Source organism: Psychrobacter sp. UBA3962 (assembly GCF_002385225.1).
Taxonomy (GTDB): Bacteria; Pseudomonadota; Gammaproteobacteria; order Pseudomonadales; family Moraxellaceae; genus Psychrobacter.
Genome location: NZ_DGDC01000022.1, coordinates 68,631 through 87,202, shown reverse-complemented (window position 1 = coordinate 87,202; position 18,572 = coordinate 68,631). Strand labels below are relative to the sequence as shown.

General features: G+C 43.5%; 12 protein-coding genes. 5 read left to right on the top strand and 7 right to left on the bottom strand.

Annotated features, from left to right (window positions below; all coding sequences use genetic code 11):
• Positions 1-93 precede the first annotated feature (93 nt).
• The 5 genes from B3S92_RS06025 to B3S92_RS06005 all read left to right on the top strand — a co-directional run bounded on the left by B3S92_RS06025 (position 94) and on the right by B3S92_RS06005 (position 7,155).
• Positions 94-1,860 carry a hypothetical protein gene (locus tag B3S92_RS06025; RefSeq protein ID WP_296203821.1) on the top strand — a complete coding sequence of 589 codons (1,767 nt, stop codon included), beginning with the start codon at positions 94-96 and terminating at the stop codon, positions 1,858-1,860.
• A gap of 52 nt (positions 1,861-1,912) precedes the next feature.
• Positions 1,913-3,754, top strand: coding sequence for a hypothetical protein (locus tag B3S92_RS06020; protein ID WP_296203818.1), 1,842 nt, complete (start codon positions 1,913-1,915; stop codon positions 3,752-3,754).
• Positions 3,755-4,010: 256 nt separating this feature from the next.
• Entirely contained in the window at positions 4,011-5,678 is a 1,668-nt protein-coding gene (locus tag B3S92_RS06015; protein WP_296203814.1) for a carbon starvation CstA family protein, read from the top strand.
• Between the two features lie 149 nt (positions 5,679-5,827).
• Positions 5,828-6,094: a cory-CC-star protein gene (locus tag B3S92_RS06010; protein WP_077450315.1), complete on the top strand. Its 267-nt coding sequence runs from the start codon at positions 5,828-5,830 to the stop codon at positions 6,092-6,094.
• Positions 6,095-6,144: 50 nt separating this feature from the next.
• The gene (locus B3S92_RS06005; protein WP_296203808.1) at positions 6,145-7,155 is read left to right on the top strand and encodes an ArsA family ATPase; all 1,011 of its coding nucleotides are present in this window, start codon (positions 6,145-6,147) and stop codon (positions 7,153-7,155) included.
• Here B3S92_RS06005 and B3S92_RS06000 read toward each other — a convergent pair.
• The 7 genes from B3S92_RS06000 to prpC all read right to left on the bottom strand — a co-directional run bounded on the left by B3S92_RS06000 (position 7,152) and on the right by prpC (position 18,495).
• The gene (locus B3S92_RS06000) at positions 7,152-8,597 is read right to left on the bottom strand and encodes a DUF3482 domain-containing protein (RefSeq protein ID WP_414707000.1); all 1,446 of its coding nucleotides are present in this window, start codon (positions 8,595-8,597) and stop codon (positions 7,152-7,154) included. The two genes, B3S92_RS06005 and B3S92_RS06000, sit on opposite strands and share 4 nt — an antisense overlap.
• Before the next feature lie 265 nt (positions 8,598-8,862).
• Positions 8,863-10,203, bottom strand: a complete 1,341-nt coding sequence (locus B3S92_RS05995; RefSeq protein ID WP_296203804.1) for a DUF2868 domain-containing protein — start codon at positions 10,201-10,203, stop codon at positions 8,863-8,865.
• Between the two features lie 247 nt (positions 10,204-10,450).
• On the bottom strand, positions 10,451-11,035 hold the full coding sequence (locus B3S92_RS05990) for a GNAT family N-acetyltransferase (protein WP_296203801.1): 585 nt from the start codon (positions 11,033-11,035) through the stop codon (positions 10,451-10,453).
• A 74-nt stretch (positions 11,036-11,109) separates the two neighbouring features.
• On the bottom strand, positions 11,110-12,975 hold the full coding sequence (locus tag B3S92_RS05985; RefSeq protein ID WP_296203799.1) for an ABC transporter ATP-binding protein: 1,866 nt from the start codon (positions 12,973-12,975) through the stop codon (positions 11,110-11,112).
• A gap of 181 nt (positions 12,976-13,156) precedes the next feature.
• Complete coding sequence (gene prpF, locus B3S92_RS05980; RefSeq protein ID WP_296203796.1) at positions 13,157-14,389, bottom strand: 2-methylaconitate cis-trans isomerase PrpF; 1,233 nt, start codon at positions 14,387-14,389, stop codon at positions 13,157-13,159.
• Positions 14,390-14,539: 150 nt separating this feature from the next.
• On the bottom strand, positions 14,540-17,179 hold the full coding sequence (gene acnD, locus B3S92_RS05975) for a Fe/S-dependent 2-methylisocitrate dehydratase AcnD (RefSeq protein WP_296203856.1): 2,640 nt from the start codon (positions 17,177-17,179) through the stop codon (positions 14,540-14,542).
• Positions 17,180-17,364: 185 nt separating this feature from the next.
• On the bottom strand, positions 17,365-18,495 hold the full coding sequence (gene prpC, locus B3S92_RS05970) for a bifunctional 2-methylcitrate synthase/citrate synthase (RefSeq protein ID WP_296203794.1): 1,131 nt from the start codon (positions 18,493-18,495) through the stop codon (positions 17,365-17,367).
• Positions 18,496-18,572 lie beyond the last annotated feature (77 nt).

The following is an 18,572-nucleotide window of genomic DNA, read 5'->3' as shown; positions in this document are numbered from 1 at the left end:
GTTTGTAATTAAATACTATAATTTGACAGGTTGAGCAGCCAGACCTTTGCTAGTGCAACTCTAAAACTCACCCCTCAGGAACAGTTACGTATCATGAAAATAAAGTTTGCCTCCTCTGAAGTATCGCAGAGCTCTCCTAAGATTGCCTTGATAATGGTATCAAGTAGCGTTCTGGCACTCACGGGCTGTCAATCATCGCCAACTCAGTTTGCCCCAAATACTGCCCTACAAGCTGGCTCATTAATTTCCTCAGTTGATTACCAAAAAAGTACTCAACGTGACCAGCAAGCCTATCAAAATCTATTTAGCACCGAGTCAGGTATTAACACTGACGAAGAAGCCAAATCGAGACTTTTAACGGCAATAACCACTCATCTAGTAACGCCTCACGTGGCGGTTAGTCAAACCCTAAAACATGACTCACCTTTTATTAAAAAGGGCAGTATTGATGAGGGCTCACAAAGTGCCTATAAGACCGTTTTGGATATAGCGATACAAGAAGCCTCTGATGAAGAGAATTGGGTAGAGTCTGATGCTTATAGGCAAGAAGAGGGTAATTCTGAAGAGGCTGTTTTTATTGAGTCAGATTATGATGAAGGTCATGATGAAAATTATGACTATAAAAATTATGATGCCGATGAGTATGAGGGTTCTAATGTCTATGAAAGTGATAATCCGTATGACGAGTACGAAGAGGATACGAGTTATCAGCAGCTAATAGACACCTTATACGAGTGGTATAACCGCACGCCAGCACAGATTGAAGCTACCAATTATTATTTCAATCAAAATATGAGTTTAAATAAAATTAGTGAGTTTGACCCAACTAATAAGAAACTTAGTATGGTTTATAGCTATGACTTTGCTTCGCCCACAACTTACTATTCGATACAGTTGCCTTTAGCGCTGGACTTCAACCGCTCTGAGCTGACTTTAGACCCTAGTGCTTTGTTACCATTAGTGGCAATAATATCTCCCGAGCATGCTCCTTTGCCTGAAGAGCTTGAAGCTACCACCGTGGCTTTTAAACTGCCACAGGACATCATTGATCAAGTTCCTCCCTCAGTGATATACGATGCTTTTATTTCAGCCATTGGTTATAGCCTGAGTGAGCTTGAAACGGCAAACTTTACCGCTTTAGACATCTCTAAAGACGCTTATGCCAAAAAAGTTGGAGCCCATTCAGCAGTAAAGCTCAACTTAGACAGCAAACAGACCGGTAAGTTGTTAGGCGTAACCCTAAAACATATGTCTGACACACTGCAAGACTATGTGGATTTACGACCTGATTTATACCCAAACTCAAACTTCATTAAAGTAGCTTTGGAGAACTGGCAACAAACCAATAAAAAATTCCAAAGCGGTGACCTAGGGTCTTTATTTCAGCTAATCGAAGCAGTAGCTCCTGTGTCCTTTAACCAAAGTAATTATTATTATTTTGATAGCCGTGGAAAGTTAATAGCCTCTCAATCAAGCTTATTGACTGGAGGTGATTTTATGGGGGCGACAACCACGTTATTAAGTCAGACTCGATACGATGAGCGTGGCTTTAAATCTCATCCTTTAAGTGAGCTATATCAACAGTCATTTGGGCAACCTTTTTCAAAACAGTCGCCTGCCAGCGTAGATGGCAATGCGTGGATTAAAAAAATCCAAGACCGAAAAGATAAATTGAATCAAGCCTATGCCGCACGTAGTGATTACGACACTGAGGATGCGTTGTTGGGTAATGAGTCACTAGACAGTGTTAAGGACGAAACATATCAACCTTCTATTAGAGTCATTGATTATGGCAATGTGAATGACTATGAGAAGGAAGACGATTATGAGCAAAAACATGAGTATAAATATGAGCAATAAGCCGCGAAATAACTCAACTCATAATTTACAATTGATAGCCTTAAGGACTTCCATGAAAACCCCAATTAAACCTGACTTATATACAAGACACCACAAACTGGCTGCATTATCTTTAGCAGTCCCTTTAGTGCTTAGTGCCTGTCAGGTAGCGCCCAGCAGTGATCAAAATGCTTTTATCTCTAAAATAAGTCAATTACCTAGCGAGCAACAGTCGCAAATGGCAAAAGATACCTTATTGCAGGCATTGCAAAATCAAAGTCGTAGTGATTATACCTACCAAGTAAATGTGTTAGGTTCTAATGAGCAAAGAAGAGAGCGTCTTGCCAATGCCACACCGCAACAGTTAGCGATGAGTGATGTGCCCATCAATCACTGTGAGCATGTTCATGATGAAGCTTATGTTGAGTTATTGCAGCAAGTAGAGAAAGCTGGCCTTGAAATATACGATGCCAAATATTCAACAGAAAGAGAAGCCATCAAACATGCTTATCAAAAGTGTGTTGCTGCTTTAGAACAACCTTATTCGCAAGTGTCTTATGATCAGTGGCTACAAGAGGCGGTACAACAAGCAAAAGCTGATTTGGCCAATGCCGAAGCAGGTGTTGAGCCAGGTAGAGCTGAAGCCGATAGAGTAGAAGCAAGTTTAGCTGTTGAAGAGGATGATTTCGACAGCTTTGATGAGCCGACTAATGATTCACTATCATTTAGTAGCCCCTTTGGAGACATTAGGGCTGATGCCTTGCCAGGATATGATGACTCCCATACCAAGCTAGATGCCCGCAAGGCGAAACTATTAAATGCCTATTTATTAAATCCTACGAGTATTACTGGCTTTGGAGTATATCGAGCCTCAACGGGCAAAGTAAGCATTCTGCCGACTTTCGCTTATCAAAGTCGCAACCTGCAAATGTTGAACAGCCACTTTATTTATATCGATGCTAGACAAGGGGCGGTATATTTATGGGCCGAGACCTTTGCCTATATTTTATCCTCTTCTATAGATCCAAACTTAGGTTTGGATATGAAAGACAAGTGGATCAAGATTAACCTAAATGATGGAAGTTTGCCCAAAAGCTTTTTGCCAGACTTGCTTAAGGCCCATCTATTGGCTAAAGACAAAATGAATGCCAATGCTTCGGCAGAGCAGTATCGCTTTATATCTTCCTCGCAGCTACAAAGCCAATCTCCAAAGCCAGATGAAAAGCATCAGGCTTATTTAAATGAGGCGTCGCTTTTGATTGAACGAAATCTGACTCAACAACAATACAATGAGGGTATGCAGCTGTATTTAACCACTGTATTTGATCAGATGACAAAGAAGTATCCTCAACTGCTTCAGTCAGAGAATAACATTGAGCAAGGGAATAATCGCAAATACTTCAGTAGTGAGCATATTTTCACCAAGATTTTTAATGCTATTGAAAAAGCAAAACAAGAGAAGTTTATCACAAAGACAGACGACCTAAGCTCTGTTAAAACCATAGAGAGTGATAGTGATGAAAAGGCCAGTGAAAAAAAGCCGGCTATTGATTATGCAACCAAAGATGAGTCATTAGCAGAGAATAAATGGTTATGGCGCAATGTTTATGGTCTGGACAATAAGCAGCGCATTGTTTGGCAATTGGCACAGCGCCAAGTAGATAACAGTACCAGTCTGCCTTATGGGTCAAGTGATCTTTTGTCTGGGGTGCGTCTAGAGGCATTGATCCGATACAACAAAGTATCGAGTTCTGCGCCTATGTTTGCAGCATTACCAGCAGGCGCTTCTATGCCTTCTAATTCAAATAGCGTGGACTTACAGAGTTATTTTGAAAACTTAAAGTCAAGTTATGACAAAGGTGAGGGGAGCGAGCAAGGCAAAATCTTGTTTGAAAGCTTGCAACAAATCAGATAATTCAATAAAAGTCGCCAAAAGCCAGTTAAATATATATTTAACTGGCTTTTTTATTAGCTATAATAAGATGCGTTAATTTACACAAAAGCAAGAGTTCAGTAATAAAGTCCGTTTAGACAAGTGACTTAAAATAATACCATTACTGACTCTTTAACCTAAGATTCCTTTAAGTGACTAAGCTTTTATAGTTATAAACTAAGTTGTTTTACTAGCCTTAGCTGGCCATAAACAATATAGGCTTTTCAAGGAGTGAAGTATGAACAGTGCAATCGTATTGCTGTTGGGCATTTTAGCCATGCTCGCTGGCTATTTCTTTTATTCTAAATTTTTCGCTAAACATATTTTAGGGTTGGATAACTCTATACCCACGCCTGCCCATAGTATGAAGGATGGTGTTGATTATGTACCAACCAATAAATATGTGCTTTGGGGGCATCACTTTACCTCAGTTGCAGGAGCGGCGCCAATTATTGGGCCAGCTATTGCTGTAATTTGGGGCTGGGTACCTGCAGTACTATGGGTCGTGCTCGGTACTATCTTTATGGCAGGCATCCATGACATGTCCGCTGTATGGGCCAGTATGCGCAATAAGGGTCAGTCTATTGGCTCCATTGCAGGTTCGGTTATGGGCGGCAGAGTGCGTACCTTAATGATGGTGGTTATCTTCTTGCTGCTATTAATGGTCAACGCGGTATTCGGGGTGGTCATTGCCAATATGATGATCAAAACGCCGACGGCAGTTATCCCGGTTTGGGGTGCTTTAGTCGTCGCCTTCATCATCGGTCAGTGTATTTATCGCTTTAAGATGAATCTGGTTTTGGTGTCTACTGTTGGGGTAATTGCCTTATACGCTCTAATTTATATAGGCACTCTAGTACCAGTGGTATTGCCTGAAACTATGTTTGGGTTACCAGATAATGCCGTATGGATTATCTTCTTATTTATATATGCTGCGGTTGCCTCACTATTACCCGTTTGGATGCTTCTACAGCCTCGAGACTACATTAACGGCCTTCAGTTATTCGTGGGACTAATCTTATTGTTTGGTGCCATACTACTAGCGACACCAGATATCGTTGCGCCTGCCCTTAACCATAACTTGCCTGTAGACACACCATCAATTATGCCCTTGTTATTCGTAACGATTGCTTGTGGTGCTATCTCTGGCTTCCATGGTTTGGTCTCTACTGGTACAACTTCTAAGCAGATTGATAAAGAAGAAGATGTACGTTTTGTAGGATACTTTGGTGCAGTAGGGGAAGGTTTACTAGCACTGGGTGCGGTATTGGCGACTACAGCAGGCTTTGCAACCCTAGCAGAGTGGGAAGGTATCTATCAAAAATTCGGTGATGGCTCAATTGGTGCCTTCATTGATGGTGGTGCTACTATTTTAAATAATGGTATGGGAATTGAGATTGTCCTATCACAGACTATTTTAACGGTAATGGCTGCCTTATTTGCGGGCACCACTATGGATACTGGGGTACGTTTACAGCGTTATATTTTCCAAGAGTTTGGTGAAGTTTATAACTTGCCTGCCTTGAAAAAAGGTGTGGTCGCAACCTTACTGGCAGTAGGTACCTGTCTATTAATCGCCTTTGGTGCCGGTGGTATCGATGGTTCGGGTGGTATGATTATCTGGCCGTTATTCGGTACAACGAACCAGTTAATGGCTGCCTTAACCTTGATGATTGTTACAGTGATTTTATTACGCAAAGGCAAGACCGTATGGTATACCTTAGCGCCATTGACTTTCTTATTATTAATGGCGGTATTTGCCTTAATTCTTCAGCTAAAGAGTTTCTACTTAGAGGGCAACTGGCTATTGATCGTGATGGACATCATCATTTTAATCGCCACTATTATGGTTACCTTTGAGAGCTTCTCTGTGTTACGCCGTGAATGGAAGCAACATAGAGGTTAAACTGATCTAGAATTAAGACAATAGCAGTATTATAGGATTTAGGATGTGAAGAAACGCTGACTTAGGTTGGCGTTTTTTTATGACGACTTACCGATAGGATGTGGTATTTTATTAACTATCATTGAAATTTATATCAGATGGAGAAGATCATGAGTGAGCAGCGGTCACTATTTAGTAGATTTGTAGAGGGGTTAAATGAGTTTTACCATGCGCCTTACCGTCAGACCTTAGCTAGAGCGGCTCGTGATGAAGAAGATCTATTTATGCTGTTACTTTTTTCAGAAAGCTTAGGTATTGATAATCCTGCCAGCTTTTATACTTTAGAATTACAGCCTATATTTTTAGAAAAATTCCACGAATGGCATCTACGTATGGGCATGCCGCGCTGTCCACTACAACACGGTGGGTGTTGCTAGCAGAGGCTCTCAAACACAAACAAGTTAAAAATAATTAAAGAAGAATAATTATGGAAAAACTATCTAGCTTAGTTCAGCAGCTGTCACACACACCCATAATATTTGTTGGCGGTAAGGGCGGGGTAGGTAAAACCACCACGGCCGCTGCTCTGGCCTCAAAATTTGCTGAGCAACAGCAAAAGACCTTAATTGTCTCAACCGATCCAGCGCATAGCTTAGGCGATGTGTTTGCTATGAGTCTAAGTAGCAGTTCTGCTAAGAATAAGCCCAAGGCGTTAACTGAATATTTAGATGCGCTCGAGCTTGACCCTGACCTTATCATCGATGAGCACTTTGCTAGGGTCGAGAAGACTATCAGCAGTTATGCCAACCCCGATATGATGCCGAAGATTAGAGAGCATCTGCAGCTGTCAAAAAGTGCTCCAGGGGCGCAAGAAGCGGCCATGCTAGAGGCCATTTGCCGCTATTTGGTAGACAGCGTAGAGCAAGGGGTTTATCAGCATATAATTTTTGATACTGCGCCCACAGGACACACTTTAAGATTATTGATGTTGCCAGAGATGATGGAGGCATGGACCGATGGGCTACTTACTCAGCAGCGACGGCAAGCCAAGTTAAAAGGCGCAGCAGACAATCTTGCAACCAAAAAGACGAAATCTGCACTAAGTAATCCGTTTGAAGACGCAAAACCGGTGGATAAATGGCAACAAGCGGTTGATGTGTTGAATGCTCGAAAGAATTTGTTTAAAAAAGCAGGTGAGCTGCTACATGATAGACAAAAAACGGCGGTGGTATTGGTGCTAACCGCAGATAATCTGCCCATTGAGGAGACACGCCGCGCTGTGAATCAGCTAAAGGAGGCCAAGTTGGCTCCTGCCGCCCTAGTGGTCAACCAGCTAATTGAGGCTGAACAAAATGATGAGTTTTGGCAAAATAGGGCAATACGCCAGCAAAGCTTGTTAAAAGATATCCAGAGCCACTTTGTTGATTACCCTATCTATGGTGTTTACTTACAGCCTTCAGATGTGCGGGGGAGAGAGGCGCTCACTAAACTGAATTAGTCTTTTTCCTCATGTCTTGAGCGTTTTAATTTATCCGATAAAGACCAAGCAGCATCGGCTCTCAACTCTTCTGCTAGGCTACTTTTACCGCTAGTCAAACTACTCCACTGAGGCTTGCCACGGGCTTTTTTTAGCTCGCTAGGCAATTTATTTGAGTTCCAAGGTGGGGTAGAGGTTTCCTGCAACTCAGCAATAGGGGTATCGGCGTTGGCGGCATGACCCCGATGGCGCAAGGAGGCCAGTAAATCTAAAGAGCGGGTAGCAAGCAGCGTCAAGGTAGCCGGATCGATAAACAATCGTTTAACACCTGCCAGCTTATCGGCAATGGTACCAGTATTAGATAAAATACCCCCTGCCAGACCACCGATAGCCGCGCCAAGCCCTAATGTAGTGCCTAAGGCGGCAGCATCAATACCTAAACCCAGTAGCGCCCCTGCGGCAGCCCCAGAAGTAGTGCGTATCCCATAGCTCTTAAGCAATTCTGGGTCAAAAGGATCTTGCTGATATTCGCTTAGCTCAAGCGGAGTAACCACTGCCGTGTTATCGTAAAACTTATATAGGTTTAATAACTTCTCTTGCATGGCGCGCTCGCTTTGACGAACCGCTTCTTGCATTTCTTTTAGTACCGGCATGGGATCATCATCTTCATCGATTTCTCGCACATAGGCGGCGACATCAATTAAGAAATGAGCAATGATAATACTGGCTTGTTCATATAATTGAATCCAGTCTTCACGGCGGCGTAAAATAAGCTGATTTAAAGTTTCAGGATGAGTCAGCATCGTTGCCAGGTTTTGCCAAAGCGTCATCTCATCTTCAAACTCAAAGGCCACAGAGTCAAATCGAGTTGAAATATGCAAATTGCGACGCGCCAGCATGGTTTGCCAGTCACTAATATTGGCATCTTGGCTATCCGTGAAGTTAAATACCGGCATGACTGGAATCGCTGACCAAGATAAAATGGCCAACTCATCTTTATATTTGCCCAAGACCGGCTCTCTAGCATCAATAACGTAGATGGCCATGTCGCTTGAGAGTAGCTGACGAATGACTTTCGCTTCTTGAGAGTAATCATCCAAATCACTACTTAGCTCACCGCCTTGAGCAATGTCGCTGGCTAAAAACTGCTGTAAACGTTCGATACCGTCTCGGCGACTTGCGGTATTGTCCTCAAGCCAGTCCATCAATCCTGAGGCATCTTCTAATCCTGGGGTATCAAATAAAGCTACTAAGTTTTCACCGGTCTGACTGTCCTTAATCAACGCCCGTTCTACGTGCCTTGTGGTAGCTGCTTCGTTTTTCACCTCCCCAAAATACATATCGCGCAGTAAGGTACGCAGTAGGGAGGTTTTACCGGTATTGGTATGACCCACAACGGCCAATTTTAAGGGCTCACCCTCAGAGACTGTGGTTTTTCTAGCCTCTTGCAGGTAGTCGGACATACTTTTATCAGCCACATCGTTTTGACTGGTTTTCGATTCAGGGGAAGTTGTAGACTGTTGCTGGGAAGAGCCACCATTGCTTATGGCTTCGATATCAGTTTGTGGGACAGCAGCAACGGGTCTGTCATTAGGACCCTCATTAAAGGCCTTATCACTAAATAAACCGCCCGAGTTAGAAGTTGTATTGTTATTGTCTTGAGTGCTCATAAGTTGCTCAAATTATAATTATTAAGGTAATAAGTTTTTGGCTATAAACTAGCAGCTGTTAAGAAACCAAGCCGATATTTCGCTCAGCCAAGGCCGTTTGCCATTGTTGTCTACGTGCCGAATTATCTTCCTCTAATGCATCATTATCTTGTAATAGCTGGACGATAACCCCTTGTTTGGCATGAGTAGCCAGCTTGTCTAACTTACGCATAGTTCCGCGATCGGGAAGCGCTTTGGCATGAATCCCTACTAACACCTGTACATTATGGCTTTCCAAATACTGAAGCATTCGGTCCATATCTTCTCTATCATCTAATATACCAAAATCTTCAGGCACCTTGCTGATAAAGGGTTCTCCAGCTGCATGATACCAAGTAGGATCATGGTGCTTGTACTCTAATAGAGCCACTAACTTGTCCCCTTGAGTGACTTTAGCTTTGGGGGCAACCGGCTGAACTTTTTCTACAAAATCATCTTTATCAACCACTTTACGTTGCCAAAAATTAATGATCTTTTGGTAGTAAGGCAGGTTTAAATCCAACTTCATTTTTTTACGTTTGAACATCACGGCACAAAAAGCCCAAGCAATGGCGCGAGGTACAATGCCGTACATCAGCAAGCTGCCTACCAACAGGCTTGCCCATTGTCTAGCGATAGACAGGGGCATAACATCGGTAACCAGTCGACTTTGAACCACAGCTTCAGCATCAGGAACATTAAACCCGACCAAGCTAGGTAACCAGCCAAGCCAATGGGTTAACGTCATTAATGCCTGGTCTGAAAGTAAAGTAGACTCCCAGCTAAAGCTATATTGACGCACAATCAATAGGAAAATAATCGCGAACAGCATGCCGGTTAAGGTTGCCAGCCACAGCTGATGACTAAAGCGACTCAAATACCAGCGCATTCCTGTGTGCTGTAGCTGCTCATCGTACAATTCAACTGCAGCTTGAGTGACATCGTCTTTGCCTCTAATCAGCGTTTTTGGACTAATAAAGCTGGTGATAATACTGGGCGATTGGCTGCCTCTATTAATAATGGTAAAAATCAACCAGCCAGCCAGCATAAGCGTATGAAAGCCTAACAGACAGACCAAGACATAGAAAAAGTTCACCACGTTAGACTGTAATAGAGCAAATAAGCCTAAGAAGCCCGAGACACACCAAGCAATACTCATAATAAGGATAATGCCTTTAATGCGGCCATCAATCTTATTTAAGGTGCCCGCTAAATTGCCATTGCTATCAATCCGTTCAGCCCGGCGATGTATTTTTTGGAGGGGAGTGGCTTGCTCGTCCTGAAGGCGCTCAGTAATTAATAAAGGATCTGTGGCAAACACATGGTTTTTGGTCTCAAGTTTGCGTACCAATTCGGTGAGTTGATCTTGTTTGGATAGCATGGCATTCCTATTGGGCTATTTTTTCCGTCATATGCTAAAAGATAGCGCTAAATTTAGGCTATCTGTATTTTGTAATGATACTACTAAATGCGGTGAAAGACTAAACCCATGTGATCGCAATATCCTAATAAAAAAGGGCACGGCTTTTCCAAGCTGTGCCCTTACGTAAACGCCAGTTAGAATAACGTCCTTACTTTTTATCTTGGCTAACGACTAGTAGCCCTGTGCCCGTATTAAATTAAATCAATTAAATCAGCAAATAGAGTAAGCCGATAATGCCAATGGCCACCAAAAACAATAATAAATTAGACAAAACACCCTTAACAGTCACTTCTTTGGCTAGAGCAGGCACGGGCACTTTTTTTCGTTTAGCGACATTTAAGATCATATCAATGTGTTCAAGCCCATCCTCATCATAAGGCTGACCTAGAGGCTCGAATCCTAGAGATTGATAGAAGTGTATCAAATAAGTCTGTGCCGCAATCTGAATCGGCTTTTTGCCATATTTAGAATGACAGTATTTGATGGCTCTAACCATCATCTCTCGAGCAACCCCTTGATGCCTGTTATCTGGCAACACCAATACTCGGCCAATACGCGGGTTAGGATTGGTTCCATTGCCACCCACTGCGGGCGGTATGATACGACAGTAGCCAACAAGGGTTTGATCCATATGAGCGACCAGATGCATGCAATCAAAATCCAGCTCATCAATATCTTGATAAAGACACTGCTGTTCAATCACAAACACCTGAGAACGGGCACGAAGAATATGGTAAATATCAACGGCGCTTAGCTCATCAAAGCCTTTAATAGTATATTTAACGGTCATCTAAAAACATCTTATCGGTTGTTTGTCAGTAGTTATTTGTCAGTAAAAGTACAGCGGTTTAACTTTCGTTTTTGCTAACTTTCGCTGTTAGTCTCACTGTTTAGGGTTTGGCTAATTTTGTCCAAATTCAAGCTGTCTGACATGGCATTAAAAATATCATAATACGCGCCATGCTTAGTATACAGCTCATCATGGGTACCGGTTTCGACCACACGGCCATTTTCAATCACGATCAAATCATCGGCATCAATAATTTGCGAGATATTGTGGGAAACAATGATCACAGTGCGGTCTTTTTTGATTAAGTCTAAGCTTTGCTTGATCTGCTGAGTAGCAATAGCATCAAGACTGGCGGTAGGCTCATCCAAGAACACAATCGGTGGGTCTTTCAGGAACATACGGGCCAGCGCAATACGCTGCTGCTGACCGCCTGAAAGTAGTTTTGCCTCACTTTCATAGCCCTCCGGCATTCCAACAATTTGTTCATGAATAGAAGCCTGCTTGGCCGCCTCAATAATCTCTGCATCGGTGGCGTGCATATTACCATAACGAATATTATCGGCAATGGTTCCAGAAAAAATATGATTTTTTTGTAGCACCAAGCCAATTTGTTCGCGTAGATTATGAGTGTTGTAGTCCTTGAGATTATGACCATCTAAGCAGATGGTACCGCTGCTGGGGTCATAAAACTTCACCAGCAGGCTAATAATGGTACTTTTACCAGCGCCACTTAAGCCCACAAGCGCCGTAATACGATTGGGGTGAATCTCAAAGCTCACATCTTGCAGTGCTTGCTTGCCATTGGGGTAGGAGAAGTTGACATTTTTTAGCTCGATATGACCTTTTAAATCAGTACACTCCACTTTTCCAGCACTTTCAATGGCCTCATCATCATCTAAAATATCAAAGAAGCCTTCAGCGTAAGTGAGTGCATTATTAATTTGATCATAAATACGGTGTAGCTCGCGAATGGGAGCAGCAACGTTTTGGAACAGTAGGATATGGAACATAATGGCGCCAATGGTCATCTGGCCATTGAGTACAAAATAAGAGGTTAAGACGATAATAACCACCACCCCGATTTGCTCAATAAAGCTCTTGCCAGCATTATACATAAACGCAATACTGCGAATACGTAGCTGGTTGGTGGTCATGTCTTTTTGGATTTCCCAGTGCTTCTCAGACTCAATAGGCTCCCGCACAAAGGATTTGATTACGGTAATCGAGTCAATAATCGAGATGACCAGGCCGCTTTTGGTTTCGCGGTATTGGCGCATTTGCTTACGAAAACCTTGCAAGCGGTTGGCCTGTCTTTGACTGACAAAAAAGTAAATCGGCACAATAATTAAGCCGACCATGCCCACCCAAAAGTTGGCGTTAAACATAATGATCAGCGACACAATCGCACTGGCAAACAGTGGCAGCATGTCGATAAAGAAGTTTTGTACCAACTGAGTCAGGCTACTGACGCCTAAATCAATGCGGGTTTGCAGTTTACCACTGGCGTTTTCCTCACTGGTATAAAACGACATTTTGTAGGACAAAATGCGATCGACCACTTTTTGCGATAAATCCCGTGATAAATTAATACGGATGCGCTCACCAAAATAGCGCTGACCAAAAGTGATAACGACGTTAAGTACCTCTTTCACTAACAAGATGGTGCTAATCAAGGTTAAAAGCTTAAGCCCTTCAACCCAGGGATCGGGCAAGCCGACAATACCAGTTAAAGTATCAATGGTGTACTGCAGCACAAAGGCGTTGACCTGCGCAGTAAACGAGCCCAATACGGTCAATATCAAGGTTAAAATAAATAGACCTCGATAAGGCCGCGCAAACTCACCTAAGCGCTTTAATATCGACCACAGTAGGGCCCCACGTTCAGATTTTTTAGTAGGTGGTTTATTATCTAAGGGAACTCTACGCGGGGAAGTGCTCATAATTTCACAGTTTCATTAACAATTAATAAGATTAAATAGGCCTATTAAAGCAGTTAGTCATCTAAGCTTACATTATATCTGGCTATTTTATAACTGCCTTATAAATGATTGCTGTATTAATAAAAAGGCAGGCAACTCATCTCGTTACCCGCCTATTGAAGCTTATTTCAATAAATCTAGACTAAAAACTATCGCCGGGGACAAACACTTGACCCACCATAATACGGCGAGCAGAGCGGCTCATTGATACTTTTTTGGCTTGCCAGCGGCCATCCACCTGCTCAGTCTTACCACCTACCAGTAAAGTTCCCGAGGGGTGGCCAAAGCGCACTTCTGATAATTCTTTTGAGCTCCCATCACCAGCCGCTTCGTTGACCAGTGTGCCTTGGGTGGTCGCGGCAGCGGCAATGGCCACCGCTGCTGTACCCATCATTGCATGGTGTAGCTGACCCATACTCATGGCACGCACCACTAAGTCGATGTCATCCGCTTTCACCTCTTTACCACTTGAAGCGGTGTAAGTTTGAGCCGGAGCGACCCAAGCGATCTTTGGAATATGCTGGCTCTTTTCAGCCTCGCTCACCTCTTTAAATAGACCCATAGCGACGCCGCCTTTGGCGCGAATGGTTTCAAGTTTATCCAATAGCGCTTTATTGCCATTGATATCTGTTTGAAGCTCAGTACCTGTAAAACCTAAGTCTGCTGCCTGCATAAAGATAGTAGGGATGCCAGCGCTGATAAAAGTAGCTTTAACGCTGTCTTTTTCAAGCCCGCAACCAGAAATATCAAAGTCATCAACCAGATTACCCGTAGGGAACATGGCACTTGAGGCATCTACTGGGTCAATAAATTCAATTTTGACCTCAGCGGCTGGGAAGGTAACACCATCTAACTCAAAATCACCAGTTTCTTGGACTTGTACTTGCCCTTGCTCATCAACGTAGACCGGCACATGGGCAATAATCGTTTTGCTAATATTTTGTTGCCAAATATGGACTTCACAAATACCCGTTTCAGCACTGGCGGCTACTTTATCGGCATCAACCAGTCCCATATTGATGGCACAAGCACCTACAGCAGCTGTTAAGTTGCCACAGTTGCCGGCCCAATCAATCATAGGCTTGGCAATGTTTACTTGGCCAAACAGATAGTTAACATCATGATCGTCTTTATCGGATTTAGATAAAATAACGGTTTTTGAGGTGCTCGATGAACCATTACCTAAGCCATCGATTTGTTTGCCATAAGGGTCTGGGCTACCAATAACACGAAGCAGGAAATTATCTCTGGCTTGACCAGGCTGTTGGCAGCGCTCAGGCAGATCATTTAGATTGAAAAATATACCTTTTGAGGTGCCGCCACGCATATAGGTGGCTGACACAGCAACTTGTGGGGCGAATTTTGGTTGTGACATAGGGATTATTTCCTTAATTAGGGTTTTATTATCAGATATAAGATTACTAATCTGTTTTATTAGACGAATATTTCCATCAAAAAAGCGCACAAACACAGGTGGCTTGTGCGCTTTATTTAAACGCGATCTATCAATGGTTTATTACAAAACCTAAGCCACATTGCCTTCTAAGAACTCTTTAGCAAAGCGCTGCAACATACCACCAGAGTTATACATCTTAACTTCATCAGCAGTGTCTAAGCGGCACTTAACAGGCGCTCTATCTACGCTACCATCTTTGCGATGAATAACTAAAGTCATTGTACCGCCGGCAGACACCTCACCTTCGATATCAAAAATTTCTGTACCATCGATATTCAAAGTTTTGCGGGTAGTACCCGGCTCAAACTGTAAAGGCAAGGCACCCATACCGACTAGGTTTTGACGGTGAATACGCTCAAAGTCTTCGGCAACGACCACTTCTACACCCGCCAAACGAACCCCTTTTGCTGCCCAGTCACGGCTAGAGCCTTGGCCATAGCCATCACCAGCGATGATGATTAGGGGCTGTTTGCGGTTCATGTAGGTTTCAATCGCTTCCCACATGCGCATTACTTCGCCTTCAGGTTCAACACGGGCTAATGAGCCTTGAATAACCTCACCGTTTTCATCACGCACCATCTCGTTAAGCAGTTTTGGGTTAGCAAAAGTAGCTCGTTGAGCAGTTAGGTGATCGCCGCGGTGAGTGGCATAAGAGTTATAGTCTTCTTCTGGCAGACCCATTTTATCTAGGTACTCGCCAGCGGCACTGTCGGCCATAATTGCGTTAGAGGGAGATAAATGGTCGGTGGTGATGTTGTCACCCAGTACCGCCAATGGGCGCATACCTTTTAGCTTGTTAGCTTCTGCCATGGTGCCTTCCCAGTAAGGAGGACGGCGGATATAAGTACTCATTTCGCGCCAGTCATACTGAGGATTAACAACCAGTGAATCATTGCGAGACGCATCAGCTTTAGCTTCATCAAACATAGGGATATAGACCTGATTGAACTGCTCAGGCTTCACCGCAGACTTCACAATAGCGTCCACTTCGGCATCATCAAACCAAATATCTTTTAGGTAGACGTCATTGCCGTCTTTGTCTTTACCCAGTGAATCGTTTTCGATATCAAAGCGGATATTACCAGCGATGGCGTAGGCCACAACCAATGGGGGAGAAGCTAAGAAAGCTTGCTTCGCATAAGGGTGAATACGACCATCAAAGTTACGGTTACCCGATAGGACAGCTGTACTAAACAAGTCGCGATCAATAATCTCTTGCTGAATCTTAGGATCTAAAGCACCACTCATACCATTACACGTGGTACAGGCGAAGGCCACCACATCAAAGCCAAGCTTTTGTAGTTCTGGCAATAGACCCGCTTCTTCAAGGTATAACTTAACGGTTTTTGACCCTGGCGCTAGTGAAGACTTCACCCAAGGTTTGCGCACTAAACCTTTCTCAACCGCATTACGGGCTACGATACCCGCAGCGACCATGTTACGTGGGTTTGAAGTGTTGGTACAACTGGTAATGGCCGCAATAATAACTGCGCCATCAGGCATTTGACTGTCATCTTGTTCTGATAATGGCTGATTGTTAGCGTGAGCAATACCTGCTTCAACCAAATCAGTAGTTGACACGCGAGCGTGTGGACGTGATGGACCAGCAATATTGCGCACCACTTTAGATAGGTCGAATTTTAAGACGCGATCATATTCAGCATCAACCATGCCATCGGCCCAAAGACCAGTTTGTTTGGCGTAGGCTTCAACAGTTTTGATTTGCTGTTCACTACGGCCAGTTAGACGCAGATAATCGATGGTCTGCTCATCGATAGAGAACATAGCAGCAGTCGCGCCGTATTCTGGAGTCATGTTTGAGATAGACGCTCTATCACCCACAGTTAAATTGCGAGCCCCGTCTCCGAAGAATTCAAGATAAGAGGACACCACACCTTCTTCACGTAGGAACTCAGTCATTGCTAGCACTAAGTCAGTTCCAGTAATTCCTTCTTGTAGTTCACCGGTAAGCTCAACCCCAATAATATCTGGTAGGCGCATGTAAGACGGGTTGCCTAGCATCACACTTTCAGCTTCTAGGCCGCCCACACCAATTGAGATTACCCCAATAGCATCTACCATCGGCGTGTGACTGTCTGTACCCACTAATGTGTCTGGGAAAGTGACAGGATCACCATTTTGATCGGCAACTACCTGCACCACAGGAGACATTTTCTCCAAGTTAATTTGGTGCATAATACCGTTACCAGGCGGTACTACGTTAACGTTATCAAAGGCATACTGACACCAGTTAATAAAATGGAAACGGTCAGCGTTACGGCGCTCTTCAATTTCGCGGTTTTTCTCAAAAGCGTTTTTTTCAAAACCAGCATGTTCAACCGCGAGTGAGTGGTCCACAATAAGCTGTGTTGGAACAATAGGGTTTACTTTTGAAGGATCACCGCCTTCAGCAGCAATCGCATCACGTAAGCCGGCTAAGTCAACAAAAGCAGTTTGACCCAAGATGTCGTGACATACAACACGGGCAGGGTACCACGGGAAATCTACCTCTTGCTTGCGGTAAATATGTTGCGATAACGCTTCTTTTAAGTCCTCTGGTGGGCAGCGACGCACTAAGTTTTCACACAGTACTTTTGAGCTAAAGGGCAGTTTGGCATAAGCACCTGGCTCAATCTCATTTACCGCTTGTTCAACGTCAAAATAAAATAGATCCGTACCAGGTAATGGCTTTTTGTACTGCTCATTCATGGTTTGTGGATTTGCCTGTGTTAAGGGCTGCTTGTTGCTATCAACATTTGGCATAACGGGCCATCCTTGATAATTAAATGATTAAATTGAACAAAGGGGTGTCTAGCATTTATTTTTTGCTGGACACGCCCTTGTATAAGTTTAAATATTTTTTAAATTAATCACGCTTAAACCAATCATGTAAATTAACCACGCTCGCTGATTTCGGGTACTGATCTTGGCTCTTCACCGATATACTCAGCACTTGGGCGGATGATACGGTTATCTGCACGTTGCTCAAATACGTGAGCGGCCCAGCCCGTTAGACGCGAGCATACGAAGATTGGGGTAAATAGTTTGGTTGGAATACCCATAAAGTTATAAGTTGATGCGTGGAAGAAGTCGGCGTTACAGAACAGTTTTTTCTCACGCCACATTACTTCCTCACAGCGTACAGACACTGGGTATAGCACCTCATCACCCACATCAGCGGCTAATTTTTCAGCCCACTGTTTGATAATTACGTTACGCGGATCTGATTCACTATAGATAGCATGACCAAAGCCCATGATTTTCTCTTTACGCTCAAGCATGCCCATTAAGCCTTCTTCCGCCTCATCAGGGCTTTGGAACTTCTCAATTAGTTCCATTGCTGCCTCGTTAGCGCCGCCATGTAGTGGGCCACGTAATGAGCCGATAGCGCCAGTGATACAAGAGAATAGATCTGATAGGGTAGACGCACAAACACGGGCAGTAAACGTAGAAGCGTTAAACTCATGCTCAGCATACAGGATCAAAGAGACGTTCATTACACGTTCGTGTAGCTCGCTTGGCTTCTCACCTTTTAGCAGGTGTAAGAAGTGACCACCGATGGTGTCTGAATCGGTAACACAGTCAATTTTTACGCCTTCATGGCTATAGCGGTACCAGTAGTTAATGATGGCTGGGAAAGCAGATAGCATACGGTTGGTCTTCTCTAACTGCTGCTCAAAGCTATCTTCTGGCTCTAGGTTACCTAGCATTGAACACCCAGTACGTAGGACGTCCATTGGGTGCGCATCTTGTGGAATACGCTCTAGCACATCTTTTAGAGGCTGTGGTAAATCACGCAGCTGTTTCAAAGTAGCTTGGTAGTCATCCAGCTGAGCTTGGGTTGGTAGCTCGCCGTATAACAATAGATAAGCCACTTCCTCGAAGATACAGTTCTCAGCCAGATCTTTGACATCATAACCGCGGTAAGTCAGACCTGAGCCTGATTTACCTACTGTTGATAATGCTGTCTTGCCTGCAACTTGTCCGCGTAAGCCTGCGCCTGATAATTTTTTACCTGCTGCCATAATAAAAATCCTTTTTTTAGGTGACTTGATAAGTTAAATAGTTATAAATTAAAACTAGTGGTGAATTAAAGATATAA